The sequence below is a fragment of the Streptomyces pyxinae genome, from assembly GCF_024756275.1.
GTDB lineage: Bacteria > Actinomycetota > Actinomycetes > Streptomycetales > Streptomycetaceae > Streptomyces > Streptomyces pyxinae.
This window is the reverse complement of record NZ_JANUGQ010000015.1, coordinates 25,596-42,725: the sequence shown is the minus strand read 5'-3', so window position 1 is coordinate 42,725 and position 17,130 is coordinate 25,596. Positions and strand designations below refer to the sequence as shown.

General features: G+C 76.7%; 11 protein-coding genes and 1 pseudogene. 7 read left to right on the top strand and 5 right to left on the bottom strand.

What is annotated here, in order from left to right:
- The first annotated feature begins 276 nt into the window (after nucleotides 1-276).
- The 5 genes and pseudogenes from NX801_RS18335 to NX801_RS18315 form a co-directional block, all read left to right on the top strand.
- The gene (locus tag NX801_RS18335) at nucleotides 277-534 is read left to right on the top strand and encodes a phosphopantetheine-binding protein (RefSeq protein WP_258788835.1); all 258 of its coding nucleotides are present in this window, start codon (nucleotides 277-279) and stop codon (nucleotides 532-534) included.
- A complete protein-coding gene (locus NX801_RS18330) occupies nucleotides 521-5,215 on the top strand; it encodes a non-ribosomal peptide synthetase (RefSeq protein WP_258788834.1) in 4,695 nt (1,564 codons plus the stop codon). Before NX801_RS18335 ends, NX801_RS18330 begins: the two co-directional genes overlap by 14 nt.
- A 324-nt stretch (nucleotides 5,216-5,539) precedes the next feature.
- A complete protein-coding gene (locus NX801_RS18325) occupies nucleotides 5,540-6,565 on the top strand; it encodes an ABC transporter substrate-binding protein (protein ID WP_258788833.1) in 1,026 nt (341 codons plus the stop codon).
- Nucleotides 6,566-6,612: 47 nt separating this feature from the next.
- A complete protein-coding gene (locus NX801_RS18320) occupies nucleotides 6,613-7,578 on the top strand; it encodes a FecCD family ABC transporter permease (RefSeq protein WP_258788934.1) in 966 nt (321 codons plus the stop codon).
- Nucleotides 7,575-8,351: pseudogene (locus NX801_RS18315) on the top strand (ABC transporter ATP-binding protein); the annotation flags it as partial. The gene NX801_RS18320 and the pseudogene NX801_RS18315, both read left to right, overlap by 4 nt.
- Before the next feature lie 199 nt (nucleotides 8,352-8,550).
- On the opposite strand, the gene NX801_RS18310 reads toward NX801_RS18315, so the two are convergent.
- The 4 genes from NX801_RS18310 to NX801_RS18295 form a co-directional block, all read right to left on the bottom strand.
- A complete protein-coding gene (locus NX801_RS18310; RefSeq protein ID WP_258788832.1) occupies nucleotides 8,551-9,144 on the bottom strand; it encodes a DJ-1/PfpI family protein in 594 nt (197 codons plus the stop codon).
- A 223-nt stretch (nucleotides 9,145-9,367) separates the two neighbouring features.
- On the bottom strand, nucleotides 9,368-10,006 hold the full coding sequence (locus tag NX801_RS18305) for a sigma-70 family RNA polymerase sigma factor (protein WP_428986176.1): 639 nt from the start codon (nucleotides 10,004-10,006) through the stop codon (nucleotides 9,368-9,370).
- A gap of 182 nt (nucleotides 10,007-10,188) precedes the next feature.
- A complete protein-coding gene (locus NX801_RS18300; RefSeq protein WP_258788831.1) occupies nucleotides 10,189-10,908 on the bottom strand; it encodes a hypothetical protein in 720 nt (239 codons plus the stop codon).
- Nucleotides 10,909-11,253: 345 nt separating this feature from the next.
- A complete protein-coding gene (locus tag NX801_RS18295) occupies nucleotides 11,254-12,027 on the bottom strand; it encodes a VOC family protein (RefSeq protein WP_258788830.1) in 774 nt (257 codons plus the stop codon).
- A gap of 294 nt (nucleotides 12,028-12,321) precedes the next feature.
- Here NX801_RS18295 and NX801_RS18290 point away from each other — a divergent pair, with 294 nt between their 5' ends.
- Nucleotides 12,322-13,155, top strand: coding sequence for a sulfurtransferase (locus tag NX801_RS18290; protein ID WP_258788829.1), 834 nt, complete (start codon nucleotides 12,322-12,324; stop codon nucleotides 13,153-13,155).
- Between the two features lie 1,099 nt (nucleotides 13,156-14,254).
- Here the strand turns inward: NX801_RS18290 and sepH are convergent.
- Nucleotides 14,255-15,334 (bottom strand): septation protein SepH, encoded by a 1,080-nt coding sequence (gene sepH / locus NX801_RS18285; RefSeq protein WP_258788828.1) that lies wholly within the window; start codon nucleotides 15,332-15,334, stop codon nucleotides 14,255-14,257.
- A gap of 429 nt (nucleotides 15,335-15,763) precedes the next feature.
- Here sepH and NX801_RS18280 point away from each other — a divergent pair, with 429 nt between their 5' ends.
- Nucleotides 15,764-17,056, top strand: a complete 1,293-nt coding sequence (locus NX801_RS18280; RefSeq protein WP_258788827.1) for a hypothetical protein — start codon at nucleotides 15,764-15,766, stop codon at nucleotides 17,054-17,056.
- Nucleotides 17,057-17,130: the final 74 nt, after the last annotated feature.

Sequence of the window (17,130 nt, the reverse complement as noted above, 5' to 3'; positions counted from 1 at the left end):
CACCGGCCGCCGAGAGCTGCCACCCGCCGACCGCCGCCGACCGTCCCGGCCCCCACACCCGCCGACCGCCCCGATCCCCGGTTCCGGCCCCCGTGCCCTTCGGCCCCGGCCCCGGGTCCGCAGCCGCCCGGCGGGCCACTCCCGCCGCCGAGAGCCCCGGCCTCCACACCCACCGACCGCCGCCGTCACCGACCGTCCCGGCCCTGCCGATGTCACCGACCGCCCCGGCCTCCACCCGCCGCCCGGCGACCACCGCCACCACCGAGAGGGAGCACCATGCCCGAGCCCCTGACCCAGGCGGCCTTCCGCGCCGACCTGGCGGAGGTGCTGCACCAGCGCCCGGACGACGTCGACCTCGACGAGAATCCCCTGTACGCGGGCCTCGACTCGCTGCGCATCGCCGCCCTCGCCGAACGCTGGCGGGACGCCGGCGCCGAGGTGAGCTTCGTGGAACTCGCCGAACGCACCTCCTTCGCCCAGTGGTGGCAGCTGCTGGCCGAGCGCCTGGCGGGAGCGCCCCGTGCCGGCGCCTGACCCCGGCGACGGGCTCCGGCCCCTGCTCGCCGCCCAGGAGGGCATCTGGACCGGCCAGCAGCTAGACCCGGACAGCCCCGCCTACAACACGGCCGAGTACGTCCGGATCGCGGGCGCGGTGGACCCGGCCGCCTTCGAACGGGCGCTGCGCCACACCGTGGCCGAGGTGGCGGCGGTCCAGGTCCGCTTCCCGGTCGACGCCGGGGGCCGGCCCCGGGAGCTCGCCGTCCCCGTCCCCGACTGGGCGCCGCACCACGCCGACCTCACCGCCGCCGCCGACCCGCACGGCGCGGCCCTGGCCTGGATGGCGGACGACCTGGCACGCCCCACCGATCTGGCGCGCGGCCCGCTCTTCGGCCACGCCCTGCTCCGCACCGGCCCCGCCGAGTACCTCTGGTACCACCGGGTGCACCACATCGCGCTCGACGGCTTCGGCCTCGCGCTGGTCGCCCGCCGGGTGGCGCACGTCTACACCGCCCTGCTGGCCGGTGAGCCCCCCGGCGAGAGCGGCTTCGGCACCCTGGAGTCGGTGCGCCACGAGGAGGCCGCCTACCGCGCCTCGGCCCGGTACGCCGAGGACCGGGCGTACTGGACCCGGCGGTTCGCCGACCGGCCCGCCGTCACCGGGTTCGCCGGCCGGTCGGCGCTGCCCGCGCGGAGCTTCCTGCGCCGGATCACCGACCTGGGCGCCGAGGAGACCGCCGCCCTGCGCGCCGCCGCCCGTGAGCTCTCGGTGACCTGGTCCGACCTGCTGCTGGGCATCACCGCCGGCTACCTCCACCGGGTGACCGGCGCCCCCGAGGCGGTGCTCGGGCTGCCGGTCATGGGCCGGCTCGGCTCGGTGTCGCTGCGCGTCCCGTGCATGGTGCGCAATGTCCTGCCGCTGCGGATACCGGGCGGCGGGCGGGACAGCCCGCGCGAGCTGGCCGCCCGGGCCGCCGCCGAACTCCGGGCCTGCCTGCCGCACCAGCGCTACCGGTACGAACAACTGCGCCGCGATCTCAAGCTGGTGGGCGGCGGCCGGCGGCTGTCCGGGCCGGGCGTCAACATCATGCCGTTCGAGTACGACCTGCGGTTCGCCGGGCTGCCCAGCACCGTGCACAACCTCTCGGCCGGGCCGGTCGACGATCTCTCGGTCAATGTGTACGACCGCGCCGAGGGCGCCGGACTGCGGATCGCCGTCGACGCCCACCCCGGGCTCTACGACGAGGTCGCCCTCGCCGGGCACCAGCGGGGGCTGCTGGACCTGCTGCGGGAGGCCGTCGCCGCCCCGGACCGGCCGCTCACCCGGCGGCCGTCCCCCGCCACGCCCGGCGGCGGAGGGCCACAGCCCCTCGTGCTCGACGGCGGGCCGCTCCCCGGACCCGCCGTGCCGGTGGTCCGCCCGCTCACCGACCACGCGGCGCGGCGCGGCGCGGCCGTGGCGGTCGAGGAGGCCGGCCGGAGCCTCGACTACGCCGGGCTGTACGCCGCCGCCCGGCGCCTCGCGGCCCGGCTCGCCGCCCGGGGTGTCGGCCCCGGGGACCTGGTCGCGGTGGTGCTGCCGCGCGGCACCGGGACCGTCGTCGCTGTCCTCGGCGTCCTGCTGTCCGGCGCCGCCTACTGCCCGCTCGACCCGGACGCCCCCGCCTCCCGGACCGAGGCGCTGCTGGCGAGCGCCCGGCCGGCCGCCGTTCTCACCACCGGCGACCGCGCCGCCCGGTTCCCCGGTCTCCCGGTGCTGACACCAGGCGCCCCGGAGCCGGGGGCCCCGGAACCCGGGCCGGCGGACCGGTGGCCGCCGGAGCCGGGGCCGGACGACCTGGCGTACGTCATCCACACCTCGGGCACCACCGGCACCCCCAAGGGCGTGGAGATCAGCCATGGCGCGCTGGCCGCCTTCGTCGCCGGGGCGAGGCCCCGCTATGGGCTGCGCCCCGCCGACCGGGTGCTCCAGTTCGCGCCGCCGCACTTCGACACCAGCGTGGAGGAGCTGTTCCTCACCCTCGCCACCGGCGCCACCCTCGTCGTCCGCGACCCCGCGATGACCGATTCGGTGCCGGCCTTCCTGGACGCCTGCGACCGGCTGCGGATCAGCGTGCTCGACCTGCCGACCGCCTACTGGCACGAGGTGGCACACGCCGTCTCCACCGGCATTGCCCGGTTGCCGGCCGGGGTGCGCACCGTCGTCATCGGCGGCGAGGCCGCCCTGCCGGAGCGGGTCGACCGCTGGCGGGCGGCGGTCGACCCCTCGGTGCGGCTGCTCAATACGTACGGCCCGACCGAGGCCACCGTGGTCGCCACCGTCGCGGACCTCCACGACCCGGCCGCCGATCCCGGCGATGTGCCCATCGGCCACCCGCTGCCCGGCATGCGGGCCGTGGTGGCCGACGGCGAGCTGTATCTGACCGGGGCCGCGCTGGCCCGGGGCTACCGGGGCGCGGCGGCCCCGGACGACGCCCGGTTCGCCCCGCTCGCCCAACTCCCGGGCGCGCCCCGGGCCTTCCGCACCGGGGACCGGGTACGGGTGGGTGATGACGGCCAGTTGCGGTTCCTGGGCCGGGCGGACGACGAGTTCAAGATCAGTGGCCATCGGGTCCACCCGGCCGAGGTGGAGGCCGCCCTGCTCACCGACGCCCGGGTGCGGGAGGCCGCCGTGGTGGGGCAGGTGCTGCCGGACGGCACCCGGCGCCTCGCGGCCCATGTCGTGGCCGCCGGTCCGCAGCCCGCCGCCGCCGAACTCCGCTCCCGACTGCGAGAGTTGCTTCCGGCCGCGATGGTCCCTTCGGCCGTCGAGTTCACCGACCGGCTGCCCCGTACCAGCACCGGCAAGATCGACCGGAAGGCCCTGGCGGCCGTCACCGGTGGGCGGACAGCCGACCCGGCAACGGTCGTTGACCCGGCGACGGGGGCACCACGCGGTCCGGAAGAGGCCGTCGGCCCGGTGACGGGGTCAGCACCCGTCACGGTGGCGGCCGGTGACCCGCTGGAACGGGCCTCCGTTCCGGACCCGCTGGAACGGGCCGCTGCCCCGGACGGGGCCGGTGACCCGCTGGAGCGGACCATCGGCCGACTCTGGGCCCAGGTGCTGGGCATCGAGCGGCTGAACCGCGACGACGACTTCTTCGACCTCGGCGCGCAGTCGCTCCAGGCGATCCAGGTGGCCAACCGGCTCGGTGTCGAACTGGCCCGGGAGGTGCGGGTCGGCTGGCTCTTCGAGCACCCGACCGTGGCCGGACTCGCCCGCCGGCTGGCACCGCCCCCGGCCGCCCCGGGGGAGCCGGGCACGGACGCGGGTGCGGCGGCGGACACCGCCGCCACCGGTCCGGACCCGGCCGTTCCGGTACCCGCCGGAGCCGCGCCGGCCGACGCGGTACGCGCCGACGCCGCTCCGGCCGGTCCGCCGGACATGGCCGCCGCTGCCGGGGACGCCAGGGACGCCAGGGACACCGGGGACACCGGGGGCGCCGTACCCGGCCTCCCGCCGGCCCTGTCGGCCGACGCCGTGCTGGCGGGCGCCATCCGCCCGGCGGTGCCGGCCCGCCGAGCCGGGGCCCGCGCACCCGGGGCGCCGCGCACGGTGCTGCTCACCGGTGCCACCGGCTTCGTCGGCCCCCATCTGCTGGCCGAACTCCTCCGGGTCACCGACGCCGAGATCATCTGCCCGGTCCGGGCCGCCGACCCGGCCGGGGCCACCGAGCGGATCCTCGGCGCCCTCGCCGCCCAGGGGCTGCCCCGGCCGGCCGGAGCGGAGCGGATCACCGCCCTCCCGGCCGACCTGGCCCGCCCGGACCTCGGGCTCGGCGCCGCCCGGCTCACCGAGCTGGCCGACCGCTGCGACGCCGTCTTCCACAACGCCGCGACCGTCAGCGTCCTGCGCGAGTACACCAGCCTGCGCGCCGTCAACACCGGGGCCACCCACCGGCTGCTGCGGCTGGCCGCCGCCCGCGCGGTGCCGCTCCATCTGGTCTCGACCCTCTCGGTCGCCCCGCCCCGGAGCCTGAGCCCCGAGGTGCCCGAGGCGTTCTTCCCGCCGCACCCCGGGCTGCTGCGCGGCTACCAGCAGTCCAAGTGGGCCTCCGAGCGGCTGGTCGAGCAGGCCGCCGAGCGGGGCCTCCCGGTCACGGTGCACCGGCTGGGCCGGGTGGTGGGCGCCCCGGCGACCGGTCTCGTCAACCCCCGGGACTTCCTGTGGAGCGTGCTGGCCGCTGGTCTCCCGGCCGGGCTGCTGCCCGAGCTGTTCGAGGCCGAGGTCTGGACGCCGGTGGACTATGTGGCCCGGGCCGTCGTCCGGCTCTCCCTCTCCGGCGCCCCGGGCACCGTGTTCAACCACGCCCCGGTGGAGCCGGTGCGGCTCGACGACCTCTACGACTGGGTGGCCGCGTACGGCTACGCCGTCAAACGCGTGCCGACGGCCCAGTGGCGGGCCGAACTGCCGCGCTCCCCGGGAGAGACGGCGGCGGTGGCGGTCACGACCGGGGCCTTCTTCGACTCCCTGGCGGGCGCGGAGGAGAGCGGGCGGCACGACGGCGGGGACGGCCCGGAGCTGGGACTCGGCCGGGTGCGCGCGGATCATGTGCGGCGCGGGCTCGACGGCACCGGCATCGGCTGCCCGGTGATCGACCGGGCCCTGGTCTTCCGCTACCTCGACCACGGCGTGCGCACCGGGATGCTGCCGCCCCCCGGCGGACGGGAGGGCTGACCGACCCGCGTCACCCGGCCGGCCCCCGTCGCCCCGGCCGGTCCCCCGCGCCACCCGGCCGGCCCCCGCCCACCCGCGTCACCCGGGCGGCGGCCACTCCGGCGGGCGGCAGGTCCGTACCACTGGCGACCCTCCGGGAACCCGGCGGGACTCCGCGCCGACTACTGGAACGGAGTCCCCCACCCCCGAGGAGCGCATGTGCCGAGGACGCCGGGAAGAACGCCGAGCACGCCGCAAGCGCGGAGGCAGCCGGGAACACCGAGAAAACCGGGACCACCGAGAAAGCCGAGGAAACCGAGGAGGCCGGGAACACGGTCCGCCGCCATGGCGCTGGCCGGAGCGCTCTGCCTCGCCGCCACGGCCTGCGGGGGCCCACCGGCCCCGGTGGCCAAGGCGGCGGCGGACGCGCCCGGCTACCCGGTCACCCTGGAGAACTGCGGGCGCACCACCACGTTCACCCGGCCGCCCGAACGGGTGGTCGTCATGAACGGCGCCTCCGTCGCGGAGGCGTCCGCGCTGCTGGCGCTCGGCCTCGGTGACCGGGTGGTGGTGAACCAGCAGTCCTACGGGCGTTCCGAGGTGCCGGGCCGGGCCGCCGCCCTCAAGCGGCTCCCCACCGGGGACGTCACGCCCAACGAAGCCGCCGACATCCCCCGCGAGACCATGCTGGGCCTGCGCCCCGATCTGGTGCTCTCCACCACCTCCTACGGGTTCGACGCCCGGAACGGCTTCGCCACCCGCGACGACCTCACGGCCGCCGGCGCCCAGAGTTATGTCTCCCCGCAGGGCTGCGACCAGGACACCTCGCGGATGACCGTGGAGGACAGCTACCGGCTCCTCCGCGACCTGGGAAAGATCTTCGGCGTGGAGGACCGCGCCGAGAAGCTGGTGGCCGCCTCCCGCGCGCGGATCGCCGCGGTCTCGGCGAAGGTGAGCGGGGAGAAGAAGCCGAACGTCATGGTGGTCTTCTCCCGGATGACCATGGGCGCCAACGACTTCAGCTCCGTCGCGGCCAACGGCATCTGGAACGACATCCTCGCCCGGGCAGGTGGCCGCAACGCCTTCGCCGGCGCCACCACCGCCACCTTCGCCGACCTCAGCAAGGAGAAGGTCGCCGCCGAGCCGGTCGACGCCCTCGTGGTGATCAGCTACAACGACCCCGCCCCGGAGGCGTACGCCCGCGAACTGCTCAAGGAGTTCCCCCAGTGGCCGGCCGCCAAGAACAAGCGCTTCCTCGTGCTGTCCGACTCGATCTACCTCGGTCCGAGCAACGACCTGGCCGTGGCGGCGCTCGCCCGGACCCTGCACCCGGACGCCTTCCGCACCGGCCGGACGGGCGGCACCGGCTGACCGCCGCCCTGGTGCCGGCGGTGCTGCTGGCGCTGCTGGTGGCCGCCATGACGGTGGCCGTCAGCGTCGGCGCGGTCACCGTGCCGCTCGGCGACGTCTGGCGGATCGTCGGACACCACCTGACCGGCGGCGGCCCGGCCGCGGACCCGGTCACGGACCAGATCGTCTGGACCTTCCGCGCCCCGCGGGTGGTGCTGGCAGCCTTGGCCGGCGCCGGGCTCGCGGTGTCCGGCGTGGTGCTCCAGGCGGTGGTCGCCAACCCGCTCGCGGACCCGTACGTCCTCGGGGTCTCCTCCGGTGCCTCGCTCGGCGCGGTCCTCGTGATCACGCTCACCACCGGCGCCCTCGGCGGGCTCGGGGTCTCCACGGCCGCCTTCGCCGGCGCCACCGGCGCCGTGGCCCTGGTCTTCCTGCTGGGCCGGCGGGCCGGCCGGCTCGCTCCCACCCGGCTGGTCCTCTCCGGGGTCGCCGTGGGCTACCTCTTCCTGGCGGCCACCAGCTACCTCCAGCTGCGCGCCACCCCGACCGAGCTGCGCACGGTGATGTTCTGGATGCTGGGCAGCGTGGCCGGCGCCAAGTGGGAGCAACTGCCCCTCGTCACCTGCGTCGTCCTCACCGGCACCGCCGCCCTGGTGCTCTTCGGCCGGCGGCTCAACGCGCTGCTGGTCGGTGACGAGTCGGCCGCCGCCCTCGGCGTGGACACCCACCGGCTGCGCGCCGCGCTGCTGCTGCTCGCCTCCCTGCTCACCGGCACCGTCATCGCCGTCGCGGGCGGGATCGGCTTCGTCGGCCTGATGATCCCGCACCTGGTACGCCTCACCAGCGGCGCCGACCACCGCCGGCTGCTGCCCCGGTCGGCACTGGCCGGAGCGGTCTACCTGGTCCTCGTCGATCTGCTCTCCCGGACGCTGGACCGGCCCAATGAACTGCCGCTCGGCATTCTCACCGCCCTCTTCGGCGCCCCCTTCTTCCTCTGGCTGCTGCGCCGCAACAAGAGCCTGGACACCGTATGAAACTCACCGTGAACGGGGTCCACCTCACCCTGGACCACCGGCCGGTCCTCCGCGACGTCTCGCTGGAGGTCCCGCCGGGCGCCGTGGTCGGCCTGGTCGGCCCGAACGGCAGCGGCAAGTCCACGCTGCTGCGCACCATCTACCGCTCGCTGCGACCGCGCGGCGGCGTGGTCCGGGTGGACGGCGACGACATCTGGGCGCTGTCCGCCCGGGCCGCCGCCCGGCGCACCGCCGCCGTACTCCAGGACGGCAACGGCGGCCCGACCGCCATGCGGGTCACCGAGATGGTGGCGCTCGGCCGGACCGCGCACCACGGGCTGCTCGGCCGGGACACCGCCGAGGACCTCCGGGCGGTGGCCGAGGCGCTCGACCTCTGCGGCGTCCGCGACCTCGCCGGGCGGGAGGTCGTCTCGCTCTCCGGCGGCGAACGCCAGCGGGTGCTGCTGGCCCGGGCCCTGGCCCAGCGGCCGGGGCTCCTGGTGCTGGACGAGCTCACCAACCACCTGGACATCCGGGCCAGGTTCGAGCTGATGGACCTCATCCGGACCACCGGGATCAGCACCCTGGCCGTCCTGCACGACCTGGACCTGGCCGCCCGGCTCTGCGACCGGCTGGTGGCGCTGCACCGGGGCGAAGTGGTCGCGGCGGGCCCGGTCCTGGAAGTGCTGACGCCGGGTCTGCTGGGGGAGGTCTTCGGGGTGGCCGCCTCCGCCGCCCGGCACGCCGACGGTGTCGTACGGGTGACCTACGCGGCCGAACCGCTGGCCCCGGAACCGTCCCCGGCGGTCACCCCGGGCCCGGAACCACGGCCCGAGCCGAGCCCGCGACCGGGCCCCAACTCGGGTCCGGGCCCCAGCCCGCGCCCGGGGCCGGAACCGCGCCCGACCGCAGGCCCGGAGCCGCGCCCGACCCCGGCCCTGGAACCGCCTCCCGAGCAGCCGCCCGAGCCGGAGCGCGAGCCGCAGCCCAGCGTCAGCTGACCGGCGGCTCGTACTGGATGCCCCGGCGGACCGCGGCCGCCGCCTCCGGTCCGTCCAGCCGCTCCACCAGTCGGAAGGCCATGTCGATACCGGCCGACACGCCCGCGCTGGTCAGGATCTCGCCGTCGTCCACGTACCGCTCGGCCGCCCGGACGTCGATCGTCGCGTCCAGCGCCGCCAGCTCCCCGGCGAAGTCGCGGTGGGTGGTGGCCGGACGGCCCTTCAGCAGCTCGGCGGCGGCCAGCACCAGGGACCCGGTGCAGACGCTCGCCAGCAGCACCCCCCGGTCGCGCAGCTCCCGCAGCCAGCCGAGGTGCGCGGCGTCCCGCTGGAGCACGGCGGTGCCGTCCCCGCCCGGGTGCACCAGCACATCCAGTGCCGGGGCCGAGGCGACGCCGTGGTCGACGCCCAGCCGGAGACCCTTGGCACAGCGCACCGTGCCCTCCTCCCGGCCGATCGCCAGCACCCGCACCGGCGCGGCCGCGACATGCGCGGCCCAGAAGCCCAGGACCTCCCACGGACCGACGACATCCAGCTCCTCGGCGTCCTCGAAGACGAAGATCCCGACGGTCAGCGCTGCTGCCACGCCGCACCCACCCACCTTTCCTGCGTGCCCGGACGGCGGACGGCCCCGCGCCCGCGTCCGGGCACCCTGGCACGGCCCGGCGCCCGGCGGCCAACCGGCGAGGCGCCATGTTGACGCGACCCGGGCGTCCATGTCCGGACACCCCGGCTCCCATGACCGGGCAGGGCCGGTCCCCGGGCCCCGGCGCACCGGGACCCGGGTACCGGCCGCCGCCGGAGACCCGTCAGGCCGGGTCGGCTCGCACCGGGACCGGGCCTGGTTCGCCCGGCTCGGCCAGCAGCTCCAGCAGGGTGGCCCGGGCCCGGGCCACCCGGGAGCGGACCGTGCCGACCGGGCAGCCCGTCACCCGGGCCGCCTCCGCGTACGGCAGGCCGACCAACTGGGTGAGGAGGAACGCCTCCCGGCGCTCGTCCGGCAGTCCGGCCAGCAGCTCCAGCAGGGCGACGCCCTCCTCGAAGCCGGGCAGGTCGCACGGCTGGGCGAGCTCGGCGGCCCGCCGCCAGTCGAGGCTGTCGGACAGCCGTGGCCGGGAGGCGGCGCGACGGAAGTCGTCGATCACCGCGCGGCGGGCGATGGAGAGCAGCCAGGCCCGGGCCGAGGAGCGGCCCTCGAAACGGTGCAGGCTGCCGAGGGCCCGTATGAAGGTCTCCTGGGCCAGATCGTCGGCCGACTGGGGGTCGGCGCTGAGATGGGCTACATAGCGCAGTACGTCGCGGTGCAGGGCGCGTACGAAGCGGTCGACGGCCTCCGGATCACCGCCCCGGGCGTCCAGCGCCCAGGCGGTGACCAGTTCGTCGACGGCGCCGGCGCGCTCGGGTTTCGCGCGTCGTTCGAGTAATGCGGACGGGGCAGGGGGAAACACCGGCTGTCCTTCGCGGTTCGGGCACGGCTCGGCGGCACACGCGCTGCACGCGCACGGGCAGGCGGGCACGCCGCACCGGCGGTTCGGGGAACGCGGCCGCGCCGGGGCACGGCCGCCCCCGGGGCGCGCGGGCGGGTGTCAGGTGTCGACGAAATCCGGCACCGCCCCGGGGTACTGGCTGGTCAGCGAAGACCGACCGCCGGCGGACCCCGGGAGGTGATCGCGTGGACGAGCAGCAGCGGGCGCGGCAGCCGGTGGCCGCCCCGGTAGGAGAGGACGCGGGGGCAGTGCGGCGGCGGGCACGGCGCGGGCGGCGGTCGCAGCGGCGCGGCCAGCAGCCCGGCCAGCGCGCGCAGCAGCCGGAAGGCGGCGCGTTCGCCGTACCCCAGCCACAACCCGCTCGCCACGGCGGCCAGCAGATGCGCCGCGTACATGCCGATCATGGGGGAACTCAGCGGCAGCCACGCCCAGTCGGTGTCCGGCACGGCGGACCCGCCGTGCGCCATCCCCATGAGGTGATGGCCACTGTGCCCCCCGCCGGGCGGCGCGGCCGGGGCGACCGGACCGGTGGCGTGCGGGCCGTGCGGGTGCCCGGCCGTCATGCCGGACGACCCCGGGAGAGTGGTCCGGACGACGCCCGGCGACGTGGCGCTCTGGGCCCGGGAGAACAGTTCATGCAGTGTCACCTGGGCGAGCACCGCCACGGGGACGACCACCGGCAGCCCGCGCTCCCGGCCGGCCAGCCCGAAACCGGCGGCGCCGGTCGCCAGGGCACCGGCGGCCAGCGGCCACCAGGGCACGGGGGCGCCGGACATGAGGACGTGTCCGAGAGCGGCGAGCAGCACACAGACGGCCGCGAACACCGCGGCCCGTACCGTGCGCGACAACCACCCAGCGGCCATGACAGGTCTCACTCCCGCATCGGACCCCGGCCCATTCTCGCACTCGGGCCCCGTTCCTCACCGAGCGGTACGCGTCCGACGGGGTGGCGTGCTCGGAGCCGTCCGAGTGAGGAAAACCTCGCCACGGGCCGGGAACCAGGCGGGCCGCCCGCCCGACTCCCTGGGCGAAGGAGACGCTTCGCGGCGCCCGGTGGGTCCCGGGCCGGTCCCGGTCGGCCCCCGTGGGCCCGGCCGGTCCCGGCCGGCCCGACCGCCCTCGGCGGCACCGGCCCGCACCGGTCCGCGCCGGTCCGCACCGGTGGGCCCCCGCCCGCCCCGGCCGACGCGCGCCCGCCCCCGGCCGGGTCAGGGAGTGGCCGACCGGACGATCGTGAAGACCGCGCCCTCCGGGTCCGCCACCGTCGCGACCCGGCCGGCCGGCCCGTCGTGCGGCGGTTCCAGCACCCGGCCGCCCAGGTCGGTCACCTGCCCGGCGGCGGCGTCGGTGTCCGCCACCTCGAACCAGGTCATCCAGTGCGCCCCCAGGCCCCGGGGCAGCGACCTGCCCAGGCCGTGCAGCGCGGCGACCGGCCGCCCGTCGAGCCGCAGGGTCACGATGTCCGGCTCACCCGGCAGCAGCGGATCCAGCTCGTAGCCGAAGACGTTCCGGTAGAACTTGGCGACGGACTCCGTCTCCCAGGTCAGCAGCTCGTTCCAGACCGGGGACCCCGGGGTGCCCGCCAGCGCGGTGCCGATGTGCGCGGCGGCCTGCCAGACGCCGAAGACCGCGCCGGACGGGTCGGCGCAGATCGCCATCCGTCCCGCGTCGGCCGCCATGAGCGGGCCCACCGCGACCGTGCCGCCGCTGTGCCGGACCGACTCGGTGGTCCGGCCGGCGTCGTCCGAGGCCAGATAGGTGGTCCAGGCGGTCGGCAGGTCCCGGCCGGCGGGCAGCCGCCCGATCCCGGCGACCTCCCTGCCGTCCAGCAGCCCGCGCACATAGGGGCCGAGCTGCTGGGGCCCGGGCTCGAACCGCCAGCCGAAGAGGGCTCCGTAGAACTCCTGCGTCGCCTCCAGGCCACGCACCATCAGGCTCACCCAGCAGGGTGTGCCCGGCCTGCGCCGAGCCGCCTCGGTCATCGTCACTCTCTCCTCGGACCCTTGTGTGGCCGTACGGGCGAGCGGGCGCGCCGTCCCGGCCACCGGTTCCGCGCCCGGTCAGATGCTTCCACCACCGGCGGCGAGGTGCGCCCGGCCGCGCCGCAGTTCGGCGCGATCCGGCCAGAGGCTGCCCGTAATCTCCGGCGCTCATCCGTTTTGGCCGGACGATTTCCCGAACTGCCCTGCGCGTACTGGTCTGCTGACCGCGTTTCCGGCGGTATTCCGGTCGCCCGGCCGCCGTCCGTGCCCGGCGGCTGCGCGAGGATGGCGGACATGAATCCGATCGTTTCCGCCGACGCGCTCGCCACCGAGCTGGCCGGCCCCCGTCCGCCGGTCCTCCTGGACGTCCGCTACCAGCTGGGCGGCCCGCCCGGCCGGCCGCTCCACGAGGCGGGCCACCTCCCCGGCGCCGTCTATGTGGACCTGGACACGGAGCTGGCCTCTCCGCCGGGCGGCAGCCGGGGCGGCCGGCACCCGCTGCCCGACCCGGACGCCCTCGGTGCGGTGCTGCGCCGCGCGGGGGTCCGTGCGGCGTACCCGGTGGTCGCCTACGACGGCGGCCAGGGCTGGGCCGCCGCCCGGGCCTGGTGGCTGCTCCGGTGGGCCGGACACCAGGACGTACGGGTGCTGGACGGCGGGCTGGCCGCCTGGCACGGGGACCTCTCCACCGAGGTGCCCGCACCGGCCGGGGGCGACTTCGTCCCCGAGCCGGGCGCCCTGCCGCTGCTGGACGCGGACGGGGCGGCGGCGCTGGCCCGGTCCGGGCTGCTGCTGGACGCGCGGGCGGGGGAGCGGTACCGGGGCGAGACCGAGCCGCTGGACCGGGTGGCGGGGCACATCCCGGGCGCGGTCTCGGCGCCGACCGGGGAGAACGTGGGCCCGGACGGCCGGTTCCTGCCGGTCCCGGAACTGCGGGCCCGGTTCACCGCGCTCGGGGCGGCCGAGGCGGCGGAGGTCGGCGTCTACTGCGGCTCGGGCGTGTCGGCCGCCCAGCAGCTGATCGCGCTGGAGCTGGCGGGCTTCCCGGCGGCGCTGTACGCGGGCTCCTGGTCGGAGTGGTCGAGCGACGAGTCCCGCCCGGTCGCCACCGGCCCGACCCCCGACTGACCCACCCCCCGCCGGACCGCCCCGCGCCATGCCGGCCGCCGGACCTGACGGGCCATCTTGCTCCCGCGCCCGGCCGCCGGATCTGACGGGCCCGCCTCGCCCCCGTACCGGGTCGCCGGACCTGACGCGTCGCCTCGCTCCGCACCCGACCGCTGGACCTCACGGGCCGTCTGGTCCCCGCGCTGGGGGGCGGGCCTGGCGGATCGCTGCCCCCCCGGTGCCGGGTCGCTGGACCTGACGGGGCGTCTCGCCCCCGTGCCGGGTCGCCGGACCTGACGGGCTGTCTTGCCTCCGTGTCGGTTCGCCGAGCCTGACGGGCCGCCTCGCCCCCCACCTGCGGCTGGAGCCTGACGGGCCGTCGCCCCGCGCCGGGGTCGCCGGACCTGACGGGCCGTCTCGCCCCCTGCCGGGTCGCCGGACCTGGCGGATCGCTGGCTCCCCCGCGCCGAGTCGCCGGACCTGACGGGTCGCTGGCCCCCTGGTCGGCCCGGCACCCCCGGGAGGCCTGGTGTCCCTGGCCGCTGGCCCGGCCGGGTGAGCCCGAAGCTCTACGACTGCGCCCGCGCCGGTACGGCTCCGGCTCCGGCCCCGGCGTTCCGACCGGCACCGGCCCCCGGGCGGCCGGCCCGGTCGCCCGGGCGGGTGAGGCCGGGGCGTACGGTGCCGGGCCCTCGCTGGCCCAGCGGCCGGTACGGCGGCCGGCGGGGACATCAGGCGCGGGCGGGACGCCGGCCCGCGCGCCCGAAGCCGTACGGCCGTCCCGCCCGGGGTCGTTGCGGCGGCCGAAGGGGCTGCTGCCCACCCGGCGGCCCGGACGGGCGGCTCTCGGTGGGCACGGCGATGCGGCTCCGGAGCCGTACAAGACTCCGCCCGGGCGCGCGATTCACGGTCCGGAGCCGTACGGCGGCCGCAGGGGAACGCGGCGAAGCCGGGCGGAACCGCCGGCCCGGCAGGCCCGGAGCGGTACGGGTGTCCGCCCGGGGGCAGCACATCTCCGGCCCCCGGGCCGGTACGGCGTCAGGCCGGGACGCCGAGCCCGGCGGCGGCAGCGGCCGGGTGGCTCTCGGCCGTCAGCCGGGCGGCCGGGGGAGCGGAACCGTCACTCCTGCTTCTTGCGGCGGGTGCCGAAGACGATCTCGTCCCAGCTCGGTACCGCCGCGCGGCGGCCCGGGCGCACCCCGTCGGCCTCCGCCTGACGGTCCGTCGTCCCGGTCAGCCGGTCCCGGTGGCCGCTCACCGCGCGCGGCATCAGCACGTCCGCGTAGGCCGAACCGGCCCCCGCCGAGGCCGCCGGGGCCGGGGGCTCCTCGGCCTCCGCCTCCTCGTCCGGCTCGGTGTCCGGCTGCTCCTGGGCGGCGGGCAGCTCCGGGACGACCAGATCGCCCCGGAAGCTCGGCACCGCCTCCAGCAGACTGGTCAGCGAGTCGCGCCCGGACTCCTCCTCCGGCTCGGGTGCCGGGGCGACGGCCCGCTCCAGCGGGCGGTCCAGGCTCCGGTCCAGCGGCCGGTCCCGGGGCAGCCGGGCGATCCGGGGCACGAACGGGTAGCTCGGCTCCTGCTGGACGGCCACCGCGTCGTCGGTCTCGCCGATCAGCGACCGGGCCTCGTCGTCCACGGCCTGGACCAGCCGCCGGGGCGGGTCGTAGCTCCAGCTGGCCGAGTGCACCTCACCGGCGACCCGGTAGACGAGCAGCACCTCCCAGGTGCCGTCGTCCCGGCGCCAGGAGTCCCAGATCACGGTGTCCCGGTCGGCGCCGCGCAGCAGCAGCCGCTCCTGCACGGCCTCGCCCAGCGGCGGACCGCTGTTCTCGCCCGGCCTGCGGACGGGGGTCTTGCGGGCGCGCTCGGCCATGAAGGCGCGCTCGGCGAGCACCGGCCCCTCGAACCTGCGGACCCGTTCGACCGGGATGCCGGCGAGCTGGGCGACCTCCTCGGCGGAGGCACCGGCCCGTATCCGCGCCTGGATGTCCCGGGGGCGGAGGTGGCTCTCCACCTCGATCTCGATCTGGCCCAGCCGCGCCCGGTCGTTGCGGACGGCGGCGCGCAGCCGCTCGTCGATGGGAAGCGTGTATTCCGTGCTGTCGGCAGCCTTGAGCACCAGTCGTGTGCCGTCGTTGGAGACGGCCACGACACGCAGTTCGGGCATGGGGACCTCCCGGGTGGTGCCTGCCGACGTCACCTGCGTCGCCGCTTCCGCTAGTCGAGTGTGGCCTGCCCGGGTGCAGCCTGCCACAACCTTGTCCAGTTGCACCGGCGTGTCGGGCGTGGGCCCTGGAACGCCGTTATGGCACGGTTACCACTTTCACCACTCAGCGTGATGGTTGGTCACGCTGTGCGGCAGGTCTCCGTGCTGTCGCGGCGCCGCCGGTTCGAGCGCCGCTTTTCGGTCACCCTCCCGTACTCCCGGTCGCCCGCCAAGGCGAGCGGCCAGGGTTCGCCACAGTACTCCATTCGGGCCACCGGGGTGGACAGGCGCGCCGCCGAAGTTTGTGCGGGTCGCGGCAGTTGGGGCCGCCACCGGTGGCGAGCGTGTCCTCCTTCACAGAACCGGCCTAACCGGAACTATTCGCTTCGCCCGCAAGTCCCTAGTCGGTGCATGCTCGTACAGGTGGGTGAACATAAGGTGCAAACAGCTCGTACGACGGACTGGTCGGCCCACGGCCCGAATGAGAGGAACGAGAGGGAGGGGAAGACGACGGAGACGACGGAGGGGAAGCCGGAGGAGAAGAAGCGCCTCGACCTCAGCACGGCCCAGGTGGCTGCCAGTGCGCTGGCAGCCGTCCTCGCGGCCAAACTCGCCGCCAAACTGGGGGTGTACGGGACGGTCCTCGGCGCCGGCGTGATCAGCGTCATCGCCACCTGCGGGGGCTCCCTCTTCCAGCATGTCTTCAGAAGCACCGGGGAGCGGATGCGCCTGGTGACGGCGCTGGCCACCCGGTCGAAGGGCGGCCGTCAGGTGCCGGTCCGGCCGGCGGCCGGCGCCGCCGACCCGACCCGGGCCGCGCCACGGGCCACCGGCGGCCCGCCACGGGCGGCGCCGGACGCCGGCGATCCGACGCGGCTGCTTCCCGGCGCGGTTCCCAAGGTGACCTGGGGGGCGGATGACCGCACCCGGGCGATGCCCTCCGTGCCGACGGCGGAGTCCGCGACGACGGTCACGCCGACCGCTTCCGGAAGCGCCGACGACCGCACACGCGCCCTGCCGGCGGTGCCGGGCGCGGCGGCCGACGACCGGACCCGCGCCCTGCGCGTACCGCCGCCCGGGAACGGCGAGTTCACCGAGGCCGTCACCCATGGCACCCGGGTGCGTGGCGGGAAACGCTCGGCCCTCGCGGCCGTGGTCGTCTTCGCCGTCGCCATGCTCGGCATCACCATGTACGAAATGGCGGCGGGGCACGATCTGAACGGCGACCGGGGCACCACGATCGGCTCCGTGGTCCGGGGAGGCGGCGGAAGCGGCGGTTCCGCGCCGCATCAGCAGCCCTCCACCGGCTCCGGGGGCTCGGACGGCTCCGGGCACGACGAGCGGGACGACGGCCGGGACGGCGGCGGGCAGAGCGCCGGCCCGAGCGCCCCGGGCACCGGCGGAAAGGACGGTTCGTCCGCCGGTACCGGCACCGATGACGGTTCGGGCACCGGCCAGGACGGCACCGGCAAGGACGGGGAGACCGGGAAGACCGGGCAGGACGGCACGGGCCAGGACCAGGGCGGCGACAAGGCCACCCCGTCCCCGACCCCCTCGCCGTCGGCGTCGTCCGGCCAGGACTCCGGTCAGAACGGCGGCGCGTCCGCCTCGCCCGACCCCGGCACCTCGGCGGACAAGCCGGAGCCGGGCGGTGCGGCCCAGGGCGGAGCCCCGGCCCAGCAGGCCCCGGACCCGAAGGTTCCGCCCGCCGAGTGAGCCCCGGCCGCCGTACGACCGGTGCCGTACGACCACATGACACGGCACCGGTCGTACGGCCCCGAGGGCGTACG

What these genes read in the sequence shown, in the direction of transcription:
- NX801_RS18300 (WP_258788831.1), bottom strand. Translation starts at nt 10,908, where the DNA reads ATGGCCGCTGGGTGGTTGTCGCGCACGGTACGGGCCGCGGTGTTCGCG.
- NX801_RS18295 (WP_258788830.1), bottom strand. Translation starts at nt 12,027, where the DNA reads ATGACCGAGGCGGCTCGGCGCAGGCCGGGCACACCCTGCTGGGTGAGC.
- NX801_RS18320 (WP_258788934.1), top strand. Translation starts at nt 6,613, where the DNA reads ATGACGGTGGCCGTCAGCGTCGGCGCGGTCACCGTGCCGCTCGGCGAC.
- NX801_RS18325 (WP_258788833.1), top strand. Translation starts at nt 5,540, where the DNA reads ATGGCGCTGGCCGGAGCGCTCTGCCTCGCCGCCACGGCCTGCGGGGGC.
- NX801_RS18290 (WP_258788829.1), top strand. Translation starts at nt 12,322, where the DNA reads ATGAATCCGATCGTTTCCGCCGACGCGCTCGCCACCGAGCTGGCCGGC.
- NX801_RS18335 (WP_258788835.1), top strand. Translation starts at nt 277, where the DNA reads ATGCCCGAGCCCCTGACCCAGGCGGCCTTCCGCGCCGACCTGGCGGAG.